The organism is Frankia gtarii (assembly GCF_025403375.1).
In the GTDB taxonomy this organism is placed as follows: Bacteria; Actinomycetota; Actinomycetes; order Frankiales; family Frankiaceae; genus Frankia; species Frankia gtarii.
Genome location: NZ_JAMPTM010000030.1, coordinates 23,217 through 38,348 on the forward strand (window position 1 = coordinate 23,217; position 15,132 = coordinate 38,348).

15 protein-coding genes are annotated in these 15,132 nt (G+C 71.0%); 7 read left to right on the plus strand and 8 right to left on the minus strand.

The features are described 5' to 3' along the window. Positions 1-290 precede the first annotated feature (290 nt). From NBZ83_RS07400 to NBZ83_RS07410, 3 genes are all read right to left on the minus strand, one after another. Complete coding sequence (locus tag NBZ83_RS07400) at positions 291-701, minus strand: arsenate reductase ArsC (protein WP_261571090.1); 411 nt, start codon at positions 699-701, stop codon at positions 291-293. Then, positions 698-1,372: an aquaporin gene (locus NBZ83_RS07405; protein WP_264762995.1), complete on the minus strand. Its 675-nt coding sequence runs from the start codon at positions 1,370-1,372 to the stop codon at positions 698-700. The genes NBZ83_RS07400 and NBZ83_RS07405 overlap by 4 nt, the downstream gene beginning before the upstream one ends. A gap of 74 nt (positions 1,373-1,446) precedes the next feature. Continuing rightward, positions 1,447-2,001, minus strand: a complete 555-nt coding sequence (locus NBZ83_RS07410) for an ArsI/CadI family heavy metal resistance metalloenzyme (RefSeq protein ID WP_261574603.1) — start codon at positions 1,999-2,001, stop codon at positions 1,447-1,449. Positions 2,002-2,103: 102 nt separating this feature from the next. Here NBZ83_RS07410 and NBZ83_RS07415 point away from each other — a divergent pair, with 102 nt between their 5' ends. Together NBZ83_RS07415 and NBZ83_RS07420 are read left to right on the plus strand one after the other, a co-directional pair. Then, positions 2,104-2,565, plus strand: coding sequence for an ArsR/SmtB family transcription factor (locus tag NBZ83_RS07415; protein WP_261574604.1), 462 nt, complete (start codon positions 2,104-2,106; stop codon positions 2,563-2,565). Between the two features lie 388 nt (positions 2,566-2,953). Continuing rightward, positions 2,954-3,283, plus strand: a complete 330-nt coding sequence (locus NBZ83_RS07420) for an FKBP-type peptidyl-prolyl cis-trans isomerase (protein WP_261570720.1) — start codon at positions 2,954-2,956, stop codon at positions 3,281-3,283. A 252-nt stretch (positions 3,284-3,535) separates the two neighbouring features. Here NBZ83_RS07420 and NBZ83_RS07425 read toward each other — a convergent pair whose 3' ends face one another. The 3 genes from NBZ83_RS07425 to NBZ83_RS07435 form a co-directional block, all read right to left on the minus strand. Next, positions 3,536-3,964 carry a MaoC/PaaZ C-terminal domain-containing protein gene (locus tag NBZ83_RS07425; RefSeq protein WP_261574605.1) on the minus strand — a complete coding sequence of 143 codons (429 nt, stop codon included), beginning with the start codon at positions 3,962-3,964 and terminating at the stop codon, positions 3,536-3,538. Next, complete coding sequence (locus NBZ83_RS07430) at positions 3,961-4,449, minus strand: FAS1-like dehydratase domain-containing protein (protein WP_261570722.1); 489 nt, start codon at positions 4,447-4,449, stop codon at positions 3,961-3,963. The genes NBZ83_RS07425 and NBZ83_RS07430 overlap by 4 nt, the downstream gene beginning before the upstream one ends. Before the next feature lie 204 nt (positions 4,450-4,653). Then, positions 4,654-5,730, minus strand: a complete 1,077-nt coding sequence (locus tag NBZ83_RS07435; protein ID WP_261570723.1) for a phosphotransferase family protein — start codon at positions 5,728-5,730, stop codon at positions 4,654-4,656. An 89-nt stretch (positions 5,731-5,819) separates the two neighbouring features. On the opposite strand from NBZ83_RS07435, the gene NBZ83_RS07440 reads away from it, so the two are divergent. From NBZ83_RS07440 to NBZ83_RS07460, 5 genes are all read left to right on the plus strand, one after another. Next, positions 5,820-6,917 (plus strand): TIGR03857 family LLM class F420-dependent oxidoreductase, encoded by a 1,098-nt coding sequence (locus NBZ83_RS07440; RefSeq protein WP_261570724.1) that lies wholly within the window; start codon positions 5,820-5,822, stop codon positions 6,915-6,917. A gap of 149 nt (positions 6,918-7,066) precedes the next feature. Continuing rightward, positions 7,067-8,512, plus strand: coding sequence for an aldehyde dehydrogenase (locus NBZ83_RS07445; protein ID WP_261570725.1), 1,446 nt, complete (start codon positions 7,067-7,069; stop codon positions 8,510-8,512). Between the two features lie 48 nt (positions 8,513-8,560). Beyond that, the gene (locus NBZ83_RS07450) at positions 8,561-9,688 is read left to right on the plus strand and encodes an NDMA-dependent alcohol dehydrogenase (protein ID WP_261570726.1); all 1,128 of its coding nucleotides are present in this window, start codon (positions 8,561-8,563) and stop codon (positions 9,686-9,688) included. A 137-nt stretch (positions 9,689-9,825) separates the two neighbouring features. Then, on the plus strand, positions 9,826-11,088 hold the full coding sequence (locus NBZ83_RS07455; protein ID WP_261570727.1) for a cytochrome P450: 1,263 nt from the start codon (positions 9,826-9,828) through the stop codon (positions 11,086-11,088). Positions 11,089-11,132: 44 nt separating this feature from the next. After that, on the plus strand, positions 11,133-11,741 hold the full coding sequence (locus tag NBZ83_RS07460; protein ID WP_261570728.1) for a nuclear transport factor 2-like protein: 609 nt from the start codon (positions 11,133-11,135) through the stop codon (positions 11,739-11,741). 90 nt (positions 11,742-11,831) lie between these two features. Here the strand turns inward: NBZ83_RS07460 and NBZ83_RS07465 are convergent, their stop codons facing one another. Both NBZ83_RS07465 and NBZ83_RS07470 read right to left on the minus strand, forming a co-directional pair. Further along, the gene (locus NBZ83_RS07465) at positions 11,832-12,299 is read right to left on the minus strand and encodes a cupin domain-containing protein (protein WP_261570729.1); all 468 of its coding nucleotides are present in this window, start codon (positions 12,297-12,299) and stop codon (positions 11,832-11,834) included. 757 nt (positions 12,300-13,056) lie between these two features. Then, positions 13,057-14,457, minus strand: coding sequence for an HNH endonuclease signature motif containing protein (locus NBZ83_RS07470; protein WP_261574606.1), 1,401 nt, complete (start codon positions 14,455-14,457; stop codon positions 13,057-13,059). Between the last annotated feature and the right edge of the window lie 675 nt (positions 14,458-15,132).

The following is a 15,132-nucleotide window of genomic DNA, read 5'->3' on the forward strand; positions in this document are numbered from 1 at the left end:
GCCCAGACTCAGTCCCAGGCGCGTGGTTGCCGAATCTTCCTGGGTTCGCGGTGCGGCCCGGGATCTCGGTTCCACAGGGTGACAGCGTCATCGGCAATGTGAGGTGGGCCGGCGCAGCTCGGAATCCGGTGACAGATCTGTTAGAAATGAGTGGGGTCGGTGGCCATCGGCCCGCGGGCCGCGGCAGCCATCCGGGTACAGTGCCGCGGCCCGCTCACCGTGCGGCCCCGCCCCGGTGGCCGCGTGTCACTCCGGTGGCCGGGCCCCGCTCCGGTGGTGGGTGACGGCGATCAGGTGTCGGCGGGGAGAAGCTCGGCGAGGAGCCGGTCGACGCGGGCGCGGATCTCGTCGCGGATGGGGCGCACGGCGTCGATGCCCTGGCCGGCGGGGTCGTCGAGCGTCCAGTCCTCATAGCGCGTGCCCGGGAAGATCGGGCAGGCGTCGCCGCAGCCCATGGTGACGACGACGTCGGAGGCCTCGACCGCGTCCACGGTGAGGATCTTCGGGGTCTGGCCGGTGAGGTCGATGCCGACCTCGGCCATGGCCGCGACGGCGATGGGGTTGATCTGCCCGCCGGGGGCGGAGCCGGCCGAGCGGACCTCGACGCGGTCGCCGGCGAGGTGGGTGAGCCAGCCGGCGGCCATCTGGGAGCGGCCGGCGTTGTGGACGCAGACGAACAGCACCGACGGTCTCGCGGTCATCGAAGCATGATCCTCTCGTGAGATGGCTGCTGCGCGGCCTGGGCGCGGGCCGAGGCCGCGCGTGGGTAGAACAGCCGGACCAGCCCGTAGCCGACCGCCCCGCCGGCCAGCTGGACGGCCACGAAGGCGGGTGCGGAGGCGGGGGCGATCCCGGCGAAGCTGTCGGAGAACATCCGTCCCACGGTGATCGCCGGGTTCGCGAAACTCGTCGAGCTGGTGAACCAGTACGCCGCCCCGATGTAGGCGCCGACCGCCGCCGGGGCCCGTTCGGCACGGTCGGACCGGGCCAGCGCGAAGATCAGCAGGACCAGCCCGGCGGTGGCGACGACCTCGGCGAGCAGGTGCGCCCCCGAGGCCCGGTGATGGGTCGCGATCGACACCGCCGACCGGTCGAACATCAGGTTCGCCAGCATCGCCCCCGCGACACAGCCGGCAGCCTGGGCGGGCAGGTAGGCGGCGGCGTCGCGCCACGACAGGCCGCCGAACGCGGCGTCGACGAGGCTGACGACCGGATTGAAGTGCGCCCCGGACACCGGGCCGACCATCAGGATGATGGCGAACAGGCCGGCGGCGGTCGCCGCGGCGTTCTCCACCAGTTGCAACCCGACCTGGTCGGGGCTGAGCTGGACCGCGGCGATCCCCGACCCGACGACCAGGGCGGCGAGCAGCATGCTGCCCACCGCCTCGGCGGCCAGCCGCCGGGCCAGTGCCGGTCGACCACCCGGCTCGATGTCCGCCACCCGTGTCAGCGCGCGCCGGCGGGCGCCGGTTCGAGGTCGACGCCGGTGGTGTCGGTGGTGTCGGTGGTGTCGGCGGTCGGGCCGCAGTCCACTCCCGGGCCGCAGGCGCAGGCCGCTCCCGGCCCCGCCCCCGGCCCGCTGCCCGGCTGCACCGTCCGCAGGGTCGGCACCGACCCGTCGACGACGTCGGAGAGCACCGTGTAGACCTCCCACGGCGCGCCGTCGGGATCATCGACCCAGGCCTTGTCCTGCACCGCGTAGCAGCAGGCGGTGTTCTCCTCGACCGCGGTCTCCAGCCCGGCGCCCGCCAGCCGGGCCGTCGCGGCGGTGACCTCCTCGGTGGTCTCGACCTCGACGCCGAGATGGTTCAACGCTCCCGCGACCCCGCTGCCGCGGACGTCCGGGTTCTCGATCAGCACCAGTTTCAGCGGCGGCACGTCGACCGCGAAGTTCGCGTATCCCGCCCGGCGCTTCGCCGGCGCGACCCCGAACAGCTTCGAGTAGAACTCCACCGCCGCGTCCACATCGGACACGTTCAACGCCAGCTGCACTCGCGCCATCACGATCACCTCAGACACATCGACAAGCATCTATGTCCTGACGGAAGCGAGCATGCCCGCAGACATAGACCGCTGTCAATTTCTCGTGGCATGCTGGACACCATGGCCACGATCTCGACGCCGCGCCCGACGCCCGCCCGGTCGTCCACGGACCGGCCGTCCACAGACCGGCCGGACGAGGCCGTGGGCGAGCTGGTGGGCGCGATTGCCGCATGCTGCACGCCGCTGGCAGCCGCCCCGCTGTCGGCCGAGGGCGCCGAGCAGCTCGCAGGTGTCCTCAAGGCCATCGCCGTCCCCGCCCGGCTACGACTTCTGTCGATGATCTACGCTCGCGACGGCGGAGAGGCCTGCGTCTGCGAACTCACCGAGCCCCTCGGGCTGACCCAACCCACCGTCAGCCACCACCTGAAGGTCCTCGTCGACGCCGGCCTGATCAGCCGGGACAAACGCGGCGTCTGGGCCTACTACCGCCCGGTGCCCGGCGCTCTTGCCGCCCTCGGCGCACTGCTCAGGCCGCAGCCCGTAGCCGCCGGCACGCCGCCGGAGCGCTGCGCGCAGTGCTAGGGCGCGTGTCTACGACTGCTGCCAGCCGATCTACATACTGTGCGTGATTGACGGGGTGCGGCAATACTCCAGCCCCACGACCACGATGTGTCCCCACGACCACGCCTCGACGGGGTCCGGCTCACGTGCCGCACACAAGCCGTCTGATCGCAGTTGGACACGTGGCCCAGGGCCGCAGCCGCCATCGTCGCGATGGACAAGCACTACGCAAGGTCGTCGCACCGACAGACGTTGCCTGACTGCGGTAGGCCGGCTGACATACTTCCCTGGATGCCCCCGGCTCCTGCCCGCGGGGGCGCGGCGGTCCGTGGCGGCGGTTCGCCCGGCTCCGGTCGGGGCGGGTCTGCTGCCGCCGGGCTGGTCCCATCATCGAGAAAAGGCTGGTTGCATGGGCGTATCGGTTAAGACCCTTTCGCCGGGGGACGGCAAGACCTTCCCCAAGAAGGGGGACACGGTGACGATTCACTATGTCGGCACCCTGCTCGGCAGCGGAAAGCAGTTCGACTCCTCCCGTGACAGGGGAGAGCCGTTCAAGACCGAGATCGGTGTCGGCAGGGTGATCAAGGGGTGGGACGAGGGGGTTCCTCAGCTGTCGCTCGGCGAGAAGGCCGTGCTCACCATCACGCCTGACTACGGGTACGGCCCCAGGGGCTTCCCGCCCGTCATCCCGCCCAACTCCGACCTCGTCTTCGAAGTGGAACTACTCGGGGTCAACTGACCTGACCACGCCGGCCGGCGAGTGAGGACTGGCCGGCTGCCCCTCGGGAGGATTCCGGGGCGGGAAGGTGGATCCGCGGCCCGGCTGTCGCCCTGGGGCCGGACCGCGGATCCCCCGGCCGCGCCCGTCGCCGAGGTCGTAGACCATCGCTGGCGGGCGCCACCGAGTCTGTGGGGAAGCCGGGAGTCCGGCCGGCGGCCGCGCGGAAGGCCGGAAGCCCGCCGGGCTTCCGTGGTCGCGCGGCGTTCGCCGTCAGTGCGGGAGCAGGAACTCCGCCGCGCTGGCGATGGCCACACCGCCGGTCTGGCGCGCGCAGCTCAGGTCCACCGAGACCAGCCGGCCCGCCGGCTGTTCCTCGATGGCCGTCACCACCCCGGAGCAGGTCAGCACGTCGTCCGGCCAGACCTGCTCGCGGAAGCGGACGTGGAAGCGGCGGATGTTCTCCGCACCCAACCAGTCGGTGGCGAAGGTGGCCAGCAGGGCCGCCTGGTGCATCCCCTGGGAGAAGACCGACGGGTAGCCGGCGCGCTGGGCGAACGTGTCGTCGTAGTGCATCGGGTTGAGGTCGCCGGACGCCCCCGAGTAGCGGACGAACATCTGCCGGGTGAGCGGGCCGAACGAGCGGGGCTCGGGGGAGGAGCCCACCGCGAGGTCGGCGAGGGTGGTTCCGGGGGCCGTCATGCCTTCTCCTCCGTCCCCGTGGCCCCGTCGGCCCTGGGCTGCGCGGTCTTGGCCGGTTCCGCGGTCTTGGTGGCCTTCGCGGTCTCGATGTAGGTCGCGCGGCCCTCGGCGACCAGGGTGCCCGCCTCGTCGCGGAACTCGGTGACGATGACGGCGAACTTCATGGTGCCCCCGCGCCGGCCGGGCTTCTCGTAACGCTCGGCGAGGCGCTCGGCGGCGTAGAGGGTCTGCCCGGCGCGCGGCGGCGGCCCGTGGAAGATGTACTCCTGCTCGCCGTGCAGCAGCCGGCGGCGGTCGAACCCGTGCGGCACGCGGGCGCCCTCGGGCGCCCAGCGGTTGGCGTTGATCAGGAACGTCGGCGGGACCACGGCGTCCGGGTGCTGGTATTCCGGCGCCTCGGACTGCATGGCGAGGGCGAACTCACGGATCTTGCCGCGTTCGATCGGGAACTCCCACGCGGTGCCCGCCTCGCTGGGTGCGCTCATCACTGCTCCGTCGGGTCGTCGGTCGAGGTGGTCAGGCGGTGCACCCGGGGTCGCGATCTAACCGACCCGTCGCCGGGCGGCGCCGTCGTGCTGCCTGCTGCGCCACCGTGACGTGCTGCACGCTAGCAGGAGGCAGACCAACTATCTAACGCTGCCGTCATTTGTGTCCGTCGCCGTGTCCGCCGCCTTCGCGAGCGGCACGGCTCAGGCTGCGACGCGGTCGAGGCCGCGGCGGATCATCGTGATGGTGCGGCGCGCGTACGAGGACGCGACCCGCTCCGGCAGCCCGCCGCTGGTCATCAGCAGCACACCGAGGCGGCTGTTGATCAGCGTCATGACGGTGGCGGCGAGCAGTTCGTAGTAGTCGATGTGCTCGACCGGTCGGCCGGACAGCTCCTGGTAGCCGGCGATGATCGCGGCCCGGTCGGGCACGCCCTCCAGCCGGGTCAGGCCCTGCGCCTCGCAGAGGAAGTCCTCGAACATCAGCCACCAGCCGAGGTCGATGCCGGGCGGGCCGACGGTGGCCGTCTCCCAGTCGAACATCGCCCGCACGGACTGGTCGGCACCGAAGCTGATGTTGCCGACCCGGGCGTCGCCCCACACGATGCCGGCGGAGGAGTCGTCGGGACGCTCGCGCACCAGATGGTCCACGGCCGCGGCCACGGTGTCCGGCTCCCAGCGCAGGCTCGGCTGCGCCCAGGTGTGCCAGTCGCGCAGTGCCGCCAGATAGCGGTCGAGGGCGGTTCCGGTCCCCGCGGGGGACAGGAAGTCGAAGCCGTCGCGCACGTCGATGCGGTGCAGCGCGACCAGGGAGGCGAGCGCGTTGTCGTGCAGCCGGGTCCGTTCGCCGGGGGTGAGCTCGACCGTCCAGCCCTTGGCGTGCCAGCTCGGGACATCGCCGGGCACCTGGCCGTCGACCCGGCCCATCAGGTAGAACGGCGAGCCCAGCACGGTGGGATCCGGCTCGATGAACCAGATGGTCGGCACCGGCACGCCCGGGTGCGGGGCGAGCGCCTGCATGATCCGCGCCTGGCGGACCGCGTCGGGGGTCACGAAGAGCTGGTGACCGGTGGGTTCGATGCGCAGCACGAGGTCCTCGGTGCGGCGCGGGCCGTCCGCCGGGGTCCAGGTCAGGTGCAGGTAGAGGGTCTCGTTGGAGTAGCCGGCCTTGGGTGAGGTCAGCGGCGAGATCTCCACCCCGGTGGCGCCGTGCCGATCCTGCAGCCATCCCCGCAGGACCTCCCGGGTCGCCTCGAGATCGCGTCGTGCCGTGGTGGCCATCCTGACTCCTTCTGCCGGCGTGCCCCGGTTCCCGGCCGCCCGGAGCGGCTGATCACCCAGATACTAGACACGGATGTCAGAATAGGGGCATGACGACGAACAGGGATCGCGATCGGACCGGCACCGCCCGGGTGGCGGAGCGCCTCGGTGCCTACGTGCTGCCCGGCCGGGTCGCCGATCCGCGTCCCGCGATCGGGCAGGCACAGACCGCCGAGCACCTCGGACTTGGCACGGTATGGCTCAGCGAGCGGTGGGGGACGAAGGACTTCGGGGTGCTCGCGGGCGCCATCGGCCAGGCCACCAGCCGGGTGCGGATCGCCTCGGGCATCACCCACTTCCTCGTGCGCCATCCCGTCGTGCTGGCCTCCACCGCGATGACGGCGCAGGCGCTGACCGGTGGTCGCCTGACGTTGGGCTTCGGGCGTTCGGTCGGCCCGATGTGGAAGGCCGTGGGCCTGCCGGCGATGACCAACCAGGTGCTCGTCGACTCCGCCGACATGCTGCGCCGGCTGTGCCGGGGGGAGAAGGTCTCCTACGACGGTCCCGCCGGGCGCTTCCCGGTCATGCGCCTGGGCGACCTGCCCGACGTGGCGCCGCCGGAGCTGGTGTTCGCCGCGATCGGCCCGAAGAGCCTCGCGCTCGCCGGGGCGCATTTCGACGGCGCGCTGCTGCATCCCTTCCTCACCCCGGAGGCGGTCGCCCGCTCGGTGGCGATCGTGCACAAGGCCGCGGCCGAGGCGGGGCGCGACCCGTCGACGGTGAAGGTCTACGCCACCGTCGTGGTCGCCCCCGACCTCACCGACGAGGAGGAGACCGCGGTGGTCGGCGCGCGGGCGGTGACCTACTTCCAGATCCCGGGCTTCGGTGAGCGCCTCGCCGGGGTGAACGAGTGGGGCGTCGAGCCGCTGGCGGCGCTGCGGTCCCATCCGCTGATGGTCGGCCTGCGGGGCTCGGCCGACAACGTCTTCACCCGCCACCAGCTCCTCGACGTCGCCGCCACCCTGCCCCCGTCGTGGCTGACCGACGCCGCCGCGGTGGGCTCCGCGGGCGAGTGCGCCGCCCGTCTCGACGCCTATCTTGACGCCGGTGCCGACGAGCTGGTCCTGCACGGCTCCACCCCGGAGCTGCTCGGTCCGGTCCTGCAGCACTTCGCCGCCCGGACGCAGGCGTTCCCAGCCGGTGCGTAGTCGGCGCGGGTACTGTTTGCACATCGGTGACATGAACGCCAGAATCAAGTGATCATACGGTCGGGCGGGTGCCCGGGCGTCGACGGCCTCGGGCCGGTCCGGTCGTGGCCCGGCCGCCCGACCTGATCATCAGTGGGAAAGAGACCTCCTTGCACACCCACGAGAATCTCTTCATCGGCGGCTGGGTGCCGCCGGCCTCGTCCCGGGTGATCGACGTGTTCTCCCCGGCGACCGAGGAGCCGATCGGGCGCGTGCCGAGCGCCTCGATCGCCGACGTCGACGCGGCGGTGGCCGCCGCCCGAGGCGCCTTCGACACCGGCCCCTGGCCGGCGCTCGACCCCGCCGAGCGCGCGCAGATCGTCGGCCGGCTCGGCAAGGCGATCCGGGCCCGGGCGGAGGAGTTCGCCGATCTGATCTCCGCGGAGGTCGGCTCGCCGCGCGCGTGGTCGACCGTCGGCCAGGTCGGGATCGCCACGGCCGTGTTCGCCACCTACAGCGGCATCGGCAAGCGCTACGAGTGGGAGACGACCCGCCCGGGCGGCTTCGGCGGCCCGGTGCGCGTGCGGCAGGTGCCCGTCGGCGTGGTCGGCGCCATCGTGCCGTGGAACGCGCCGCTGTTCGTCGCCGCGCTCAAGCTCGCCCCGGCGCTGCTGGCCGGCTGCACCGTCGTGCTCAAGCCGGCCCCGCAGACCCCCCTGCACACCTACCTGCTCGCCGAGGCGGCGGTGGAGGCGGGCCTGCCCCCGGGCGTGCTGTCCATCGTCCCCGGTGAGGCCGCGGCCAGCGAGCACCTGGTCCGCCACCCCGGCGTCGACAAGATCAGCTTTACCGGGTCGACGGCGGTCGGCCGCCGCATCGGCGAGCTGTGCGCGCGTGACCTGCGCCGGTTCACGCTGGAGCTCGGCGGCAAGTCCGCGGCGATCCTGCTGCCCGACGTCGACCTCGGCGCGGGCACGGTTGAGGCGATCGTCGGCGGGGCGATGTCCAACGGCGGGCAGATCTGCGTCTCCCAGACCCGCGTGCTCGCCCCCCGCGACCGCTACGACGAGGTCGTCGACGCGCTCGGCGCCCGCATCGGCGCGCTCACCGTCGGCGACCCGCGCGACCCCGCCACCGAGGTCGGCCCGCTGATCTCCAGCCAGGCCCGCGAGCGGGTCGAGGGCTACCTGAGCTCCGCCGAGGCCGACGGCGCCCGGCTGGTCACCGGCGGGGGTCGGCCCAAGGGCCTCGACCGCGGCTGGTACGTCGAGCCGACGCTGTTCGCCGGCGTCGACAACGGCATGCGGGTCGCCCGGGAAGAGATCTTCGGCCCGGTCATGGTCGTGATTGCCTACGACGGCGTCGACGACGCGGTGCGCATCGCCAACGACTCCGACTACGGCCTGGCGGGCGCGGTCTGGACGACCGACATCGCCGCGGGCGAGGCGGTTGCCGGCCGGATCCGCGCCGGCGGCGTCGGGGTGAACTCCAGCGCCGGGATGGACCTCGGCAGCCCGTTCGGCGGGTTCAAGCAGTCCGGCATCGGCCGCGAGGGCGGTCCGGAGGGGCTGGCGTCCTACACGGAATACCAGTCGATCATCCTGCCGGTGGGGTGAACCCCAGCGGACCGACTGGACCATCAGCGACGAGAGGACCACACGACAGTGCAGACCAAGGCCGCGGTGCTCTGGGAGGCGAACGCCCCGTGGGCGGTCGAGACGATCGAGCTCGACTCGCCCAAGCACGACGAGGTGCTGGTCGAGCTCCACGCCTCCGGCATCTGCCACTCCGACGAGCACCTCGTCACCCGGGACATGCCCTTCCGGATGCCGTGCATCGGCGGGCACGAGGGCGCCGGGGTCGTGCGCGAGGTCGGTGCGCACGTGTCCTGGCTCAAGCCCGGTGACCACGTCGTGTTCGGGTTCATGCCGTCGTGCGGGCGCTGCCCGTCCTGTTCGACCGGTCACCAGAGCCTGTGTGACCTCGGCGCGAAGCTCTACAGCGGGCGGCACATCTCCGATGACGGCTACCGCCACCACGCCCGCGGCGAGGACATCTCCACCGCCTGCCTGATCGGGTCGTTCGCCCACCACACGGTGGTCAACGAGGCCAGCGTCATCAAGATCGACAATCACTACCCCCTCGACCGGGCCTGCCTGCTGGGCTGCGGGTTCGTCACCGGCTGGGGCTCGGCGGTCTACGCCGCCCAGGTCCGCCCGGGTGACGCGGTGGTGGTCGCCGGGGTCGGTGGCATCGGCGGCGCGGCCATCCAGGGCGCGAAGCTCGCCGGCGCCAAGGTGATCGTCGCGATCGAGCCGGTCGAGACGAAGAAGGACAAGGTCCTCGAGCTCGGCGCCACCCACGTCGCGACCTCCTGGCAGGAGGCGCCCGCCGTCGTCGCGGAGGCGACCTGGGACCGCGGCGCCGACGTGTTCATCTGCGCCATGGGCGTCGGGGACGGCAAACTGATCAAGAAGGCCCTGCGGATGACGGCCAAGCGAGGCACACTCGTGGTCACCAACATCCACCCGGCGACGGAGACGTCCATCGACGTGAACCTGATGGACCTGACGCTGACCGAGAAGCGCATCATCGGCACCCTCTACGGCTCGGGCAACCCGCGCGCCGACATCCCCAAGCTGCTGGAGCTGTCCAGCGTCGGCCAGGTCGACCTCGACATCATGGTGTCGCGGACCTACCCGCTCGAGGACATCAACGACGCGTTCGACGACCTGCGCGCCGGCACCAACCTGCGGGGCGTGCTGCGCTACCCGGCCGCCGACGCCGCCTGATCCTCCCCCCGGTTGCCGCCCCCGAGCTCGCCGCTGCCAGCTTGCCGTACCAGCTCGCCGCCACCCGTCCGAACGACCACCGGAGCGCGCCGCATCCGTCCCGCGGTGCCGCCGCACAGCACGAGGAGAACCGGCCCATGAGCCTGATCGCTGACGTCGACCTGGACGATCTCGACTGGTGGACCCGGCCTGCGGCCGAACGCGACGCCTACTTCGCGAGCGTGCGCGCGTCCGGGGAGCGCCCCCACTTCCCTGAACTCGACCTCGCCGGCAACACCCGGGGCCGCGGTTTCTACGCGGTGACCCGCTACGCCGACGTGATGGAGGTCAGCCGCCGGCCCGAGGACTTCTGCTCCGGCGAGGGCACCAACATCTTCGACCAGCCGCTGGACCTGCGGGAGTTCTTCGGCTCCATCATCGCGATGGACAACCCGCAGCACGCCCGTCAGCGCCGGATCATCTCCCGCGGATTCACCGCGAAGAACCTCGAGGCGCTGCGCACCAACGTCGGCGAGGTCACCCGGGAGGTCCTCGGGGTCGTCGCGGAGAAGGGCGAGTGCGACTTCGTCACCGAGGTCGCCGCCCTCATCCCGCTGCGCATCGTCAACGACATGATGGGCATCCCGCGCAGCCAGGAGCAGTTCGTCTTCGAGTCGACGAACAAGCTGCTCGGCGCCAGCGACCCGGAGTACGTTCCGGACCAGAGCCCGCGCGGGGTCGCGAAGAACCTGTCCCGGGTCGGCGACGAATTCGCCGAGCTGCTGCGCGAGCTCGCCGCCGATCGGCAGCGCAACCCCGGTGACGACCTCATCAGCCTCCTCGTCGCCGCCGGGGACGAGAACCTCACCGCGCAGGAGCTCGCCTCCTTCTTCATCCTGCTGGTCGGCGCCGGCAACGAGACCACCCGCAACGCGATCGCGCACGGCCTGCTGGCGCTGACCCAGTACCCCGACCAGCGGGCGCTGTGGGCCTCCGACATCGACGGTCTCACGCCGACGGCCGTCGACGAGGTCGTCCGCTGGGCGTCGCCGGTGCTGCACATGCGCCGCACCGTCACCGCCGACGGGGTGCGCCTCGGCGACCAGGAGTTCACCGAGGGCGACAAGCTCGTGCTGTGGTACCGCTCGGCGAACCAGGACGAGTCGGTGTTCCCCGACGGCACCCGTTTCGACGTGCGCCGCGACCTCACCCCGCCGCACCTCGGCTTCGGCGCCCCCGGCCCGCATTTCTGCCTGGGCGCCCACCTGGCCCGCCTGGAGCTTTCCGTCGTGTTCAAGGCGCTCTTCGAGTACCTTCCCGACATCCATGCCACCGAGGAGCCGCAGTTCCTGCGGACGAACTTCCTCCACGGCATCAAGCACCTCAAGGCCGCCTACACCCCGACCACGGTCCGCGCCTGACCGCCCTCGAGGCGCATGCAACACCCCACACTCTGGAGGCCACGTTGAGCCACCCCCGCGAAGAAGTGGAAGCCGCCTTCAAGAACTACTACTTACTCGGCCCCGTCGCCGAGGACTGGAAGCGCTGGGCGCACGAGTGCTTCACCGAGGACGCCTGGTACAAGGACCACTACTGGGGCACCTTCAACGGCCAGGACGAGATCGAGGAGTACCTCGACGTCACCATGTCCTGGTCGCCGGGCACCTACACGCCGATGATCTGGTACACGATCGACGGTGACACGGTGGTCTGGAAGGGCATCAACTGGGCCGACAACTACAAGATCCCGGGCGGCCCCAAGGTCGGCGCCGAGTCGATCCAGATTCTGGAGTACGCCGGCAACGGGCAGTTCAAGTCCGAAGAGGACTACTGGATCGCCTACGAGATGAAGCGTTTCGGCAAGTGGTACGCCGAGTTCGGCCAGCCGTACTCGCCCGGCGACATCAAGCTGACCCGTGACGACTGGGGCACCTGGATCGACTGGGCCCGCCCCGAGCCCGGCCACGAGCCGCGCCCGTCCTGGGTGGACCGTCCGGGCCTGAAGCCGACGTTCAACGTCAAGGAGATCGGCTTCGGCGTGCGTAACCCGACGATCGACGACCCGATCGAGTAGCCAGTCCCGATCGAGTAGCCAGTCCCGATCGAGTAGCCAGTCCCGGCCGGGGCACCGTCATCCGGTGCCCCGGCCGTCGCGCGTGGCCGGTCAGTCCGCGGGCAGCACGCTCAGCCCGGCCGACCACAGCGGCAGCGGCGGCGGCGGGCAGGGGTGCTCGACGATCCCGCGCTCGGCGAGGTACTTGCGCCAGGCGGCCTTGTCCAGGAACGGGTGCCCGACGCCCATGATGACCCCGTACATCTCGCAGCCCTCGGGCCCGGCCTCCCAGGGGCCGAAGGTGTCGCCGTACTCGAGCATGATGTGCGAGCCGGGGCCGCAGACATGCGTGCCGTCCGAGACCTGCCCCCGGGTGACGAAAATCGAGTGGTCCCCGTGGTGGCCGTGCCGGGGCGTGATCGCGCCCGGATCCCACTTGTTGTAGAAGCAGACGTAGCGCGGCGAGAGCTGGATCCACGCCTCCTGAATCCGCGCGATCCGCCCGTCCGGATACTCCAGCCGGGTCACGTCGAACCAGTGCACGTCGTCCAGCGATGTGACAATCGGCCCACCGTACACAGCATGGCCCCGCTTTCCGCAGCAACATTGCCGAATTTCCTGGAATATTAGCGTGCAATATTTTTCCCGGCCAGGAATCGGTCATCTGCCTGCCTGCCCATACTGCCGTCGTGGCCGTGTGGGGGCAGCGACGGTTCCGCCGCCGGGCACCGGCCACCGGGGTGCCACACCCGCGCCGACCACACCCGCGCCGACCACACCCGCGCCGACCACACCCGGGCCGACCACACCCGGGCCGACCACACCCGGGTTGAATGCGCCGCCGGCCGCGATCAGGCGTATCTGGATCGACCATCCTGAGGCCACCTGCATCGTGGTTCCGGTCGTGGCGGCTAACCGGGCGTCGTGGCGGGCACTGGAGAAGGCAGGTCTCCGACGCGTCGGGCAGGGTGCGCTCGCGCCGGACAACCCCGTTGACGACCCACTGCACTATGTGTACCGCGTGGACCGGCCCGACGCCGGCTAACCGCAACGGCTTTTGGCCGGACCTGATGGCGGAGGTCGCCTCGCGGCTGACGATGATTGTGGGGCGGGGGTGGCCTGAGTCGTCGAGCGGGCATCCGGGCGGCGAGCTACGGCCGCCCGGATCGTCCGGCGCCACGTCGTTACAAATGACTACCGGGAACAGCTCGCCGCCTTTGCCGAGTGGGGTGAGCCTCACGTCTGGGCGCGCAACACCAGCAATGACGATGACATCGTGCTCCCCCTGGAAGTGGCGGACCGCTCCAGCTCATTACACGCCGGATCGCTTCGCTGGTCATGTGGTGGCAAACAGGTCGGTGGGGTTTTGGGTGTAGGGGTTGCGGCGTGGGCGTTGGTGGGGGTCGATGCGCCAGGGTGGGATGTAGGCGGGGTGGCCGTCGTCGGTGAAGACGATGGTCCAGCCGTCGTGGTGGACCTGCCGATGATGCTGGCCGCAGATCAGAACAAGGTTGTGCAGTGCGGTGACACCATCATGTGCCCAGTGGGTGCAGTGGTGGCATTCGCACCATGACGGTGGCCGGTCGCATCCGGGGAAGGTGCAGCCCCGGTCGCGGGCGACCAGCGCGCGGCGCATCTGTGGGGGGACAACCCGGGTAGTCCGGCCTATGTCGAGGGGGACGCCGGCCGGGTCGAGCAGGACACGGCTGATCTCCGCGTCGCAGCTCAACCGGGCCAGGGTGCTGTGAGGGAGCGGAGGACCCCAGTCGGTGGTGGCGGGGATGGTGCCGCTGGCGAGCAGGGTGTTCCAGTCGATGAGGACGGTCAGATGCGGCCGTACCCCTCCGGTTTCGGGGACGGCCGCGGCGCTCAACGCCCGGTTGACCAGGTCGATGAGGGCGTCGGCGCGGCGGCGGGCGGGGCTACGCCGGTCGGGAGTGCCGTCTGCGGCAGGCCGCGGCGCGGCGAGGCTGTCCAGGGCGGTGCGCAGCAGGGCGGCGCCCTCGGCATCGAGTTCCCCGCTGATCAGCATGGTGCCGGTAGGGGTATCGGTGAAGGTGAGGCGGCGGATGTCCGCCGGGTCCGGGCTCGGCTTCTCCCCATCATCATCCCCGGCGTCGGCACCAGCATCGCCACCGCCGTTGCCGGGTCTGGTGTGTTCACCGGTGCGGCTGTTGGAGTGGGGATCATCGCCGCCGGGGGAGGCGTCCACCATCGTCAGTGTTTCGCGGAGGCGGGCGGCGATTCTGGTGAGGTGAATGGTGTCGAACTTGTCGGCGAAGCCGATCAGAGCTCGTTCGGCGGCGGTGCGCTGTTCGGGGGTGGTTGCGGTGGGCAGGCTGCGCATCGCGTCGCAGATGACGACAGCATGTTCGGCGGTGATCTCCCCGCTGGCGAGGGCCGCCCCGGTCGCGGTGCAGACGGTGGTGTCGCGGGCGAGGGTGACTTGCCGGCGGGCTTCCCGGGTGGTCAGCCGCAGCCGTTCCCGCAGCCAGGCGGCGAGATCGGTGGCGCCCTGGTGGACGGCGAAGCCACGGTCCTGAGCCTCCACGAACAGCTGGCCCCGTACGGCCGCAACCCGGCCGGCCAGCCGGCACACCCCCTCGATCAGCCCGTCCAACTCGGCGTCGGACAACCGCCACACGTCCGCGGCCAGCAGCTCGTCGACCTGCCCGACGATCATCGCCAGCCGTGCCGGTGGATCCGGATCGTCGCCGGAGTTCTCGTCATAAACCATGAGTCAACGGTAGAACAACACCCGCCGGATGTCGAACACATGTTCGTACGCCGTGAGCGGAGACGACACGGGAACCATCTGTCGGGTCGACGATTCCTGCGAGGCAACCGGACCTACGGCCAGGTCCAGCCGCGGTACCCCGATGCCGGTGACCTCGCAAAGTGGGGCCGACCGTGCGAGTGAGGTCGCGGGCATTTGGATACCGTCGTGGCCTTGGACGCCGTCGTGCCCTTCCCGGTGACGATCGATCTCGCTTGACTGTCGCCGACGCGGCGTCAGCCCGAGTTGCTCGAGAGATGAAGGTGGGTCCTCCGCGATCGCTGTGCGGGCGGGGGTCGCCAACCACCGTCAGAAACCACCGTCAGAGGCTGCCGGTCAATGCTCCGGAGCTGCTCGCGCACCGGGGGCAACCCGTCATGGCCATCAGGTGGCACGAGCCGGATGAGCCGAGAGACTCACGTCCGGAATCCACGGGGGCCAGAGGGTGAAACTCCCCCTGACTACCCGACTCCATGCTCATGGGAGCTGGGTGCGGAGCCTGGACACGTTGCGCGGCTTCACGGAACACCATGATCATGGTTTCGGGGACGGTGCCCGCAAGCATGGCGAGCGCGCCGGAACGTTGCACAGCCGCAGTGGCCATGGGGGCGTGGCGAACGGTGGGGAGTGCCTCAC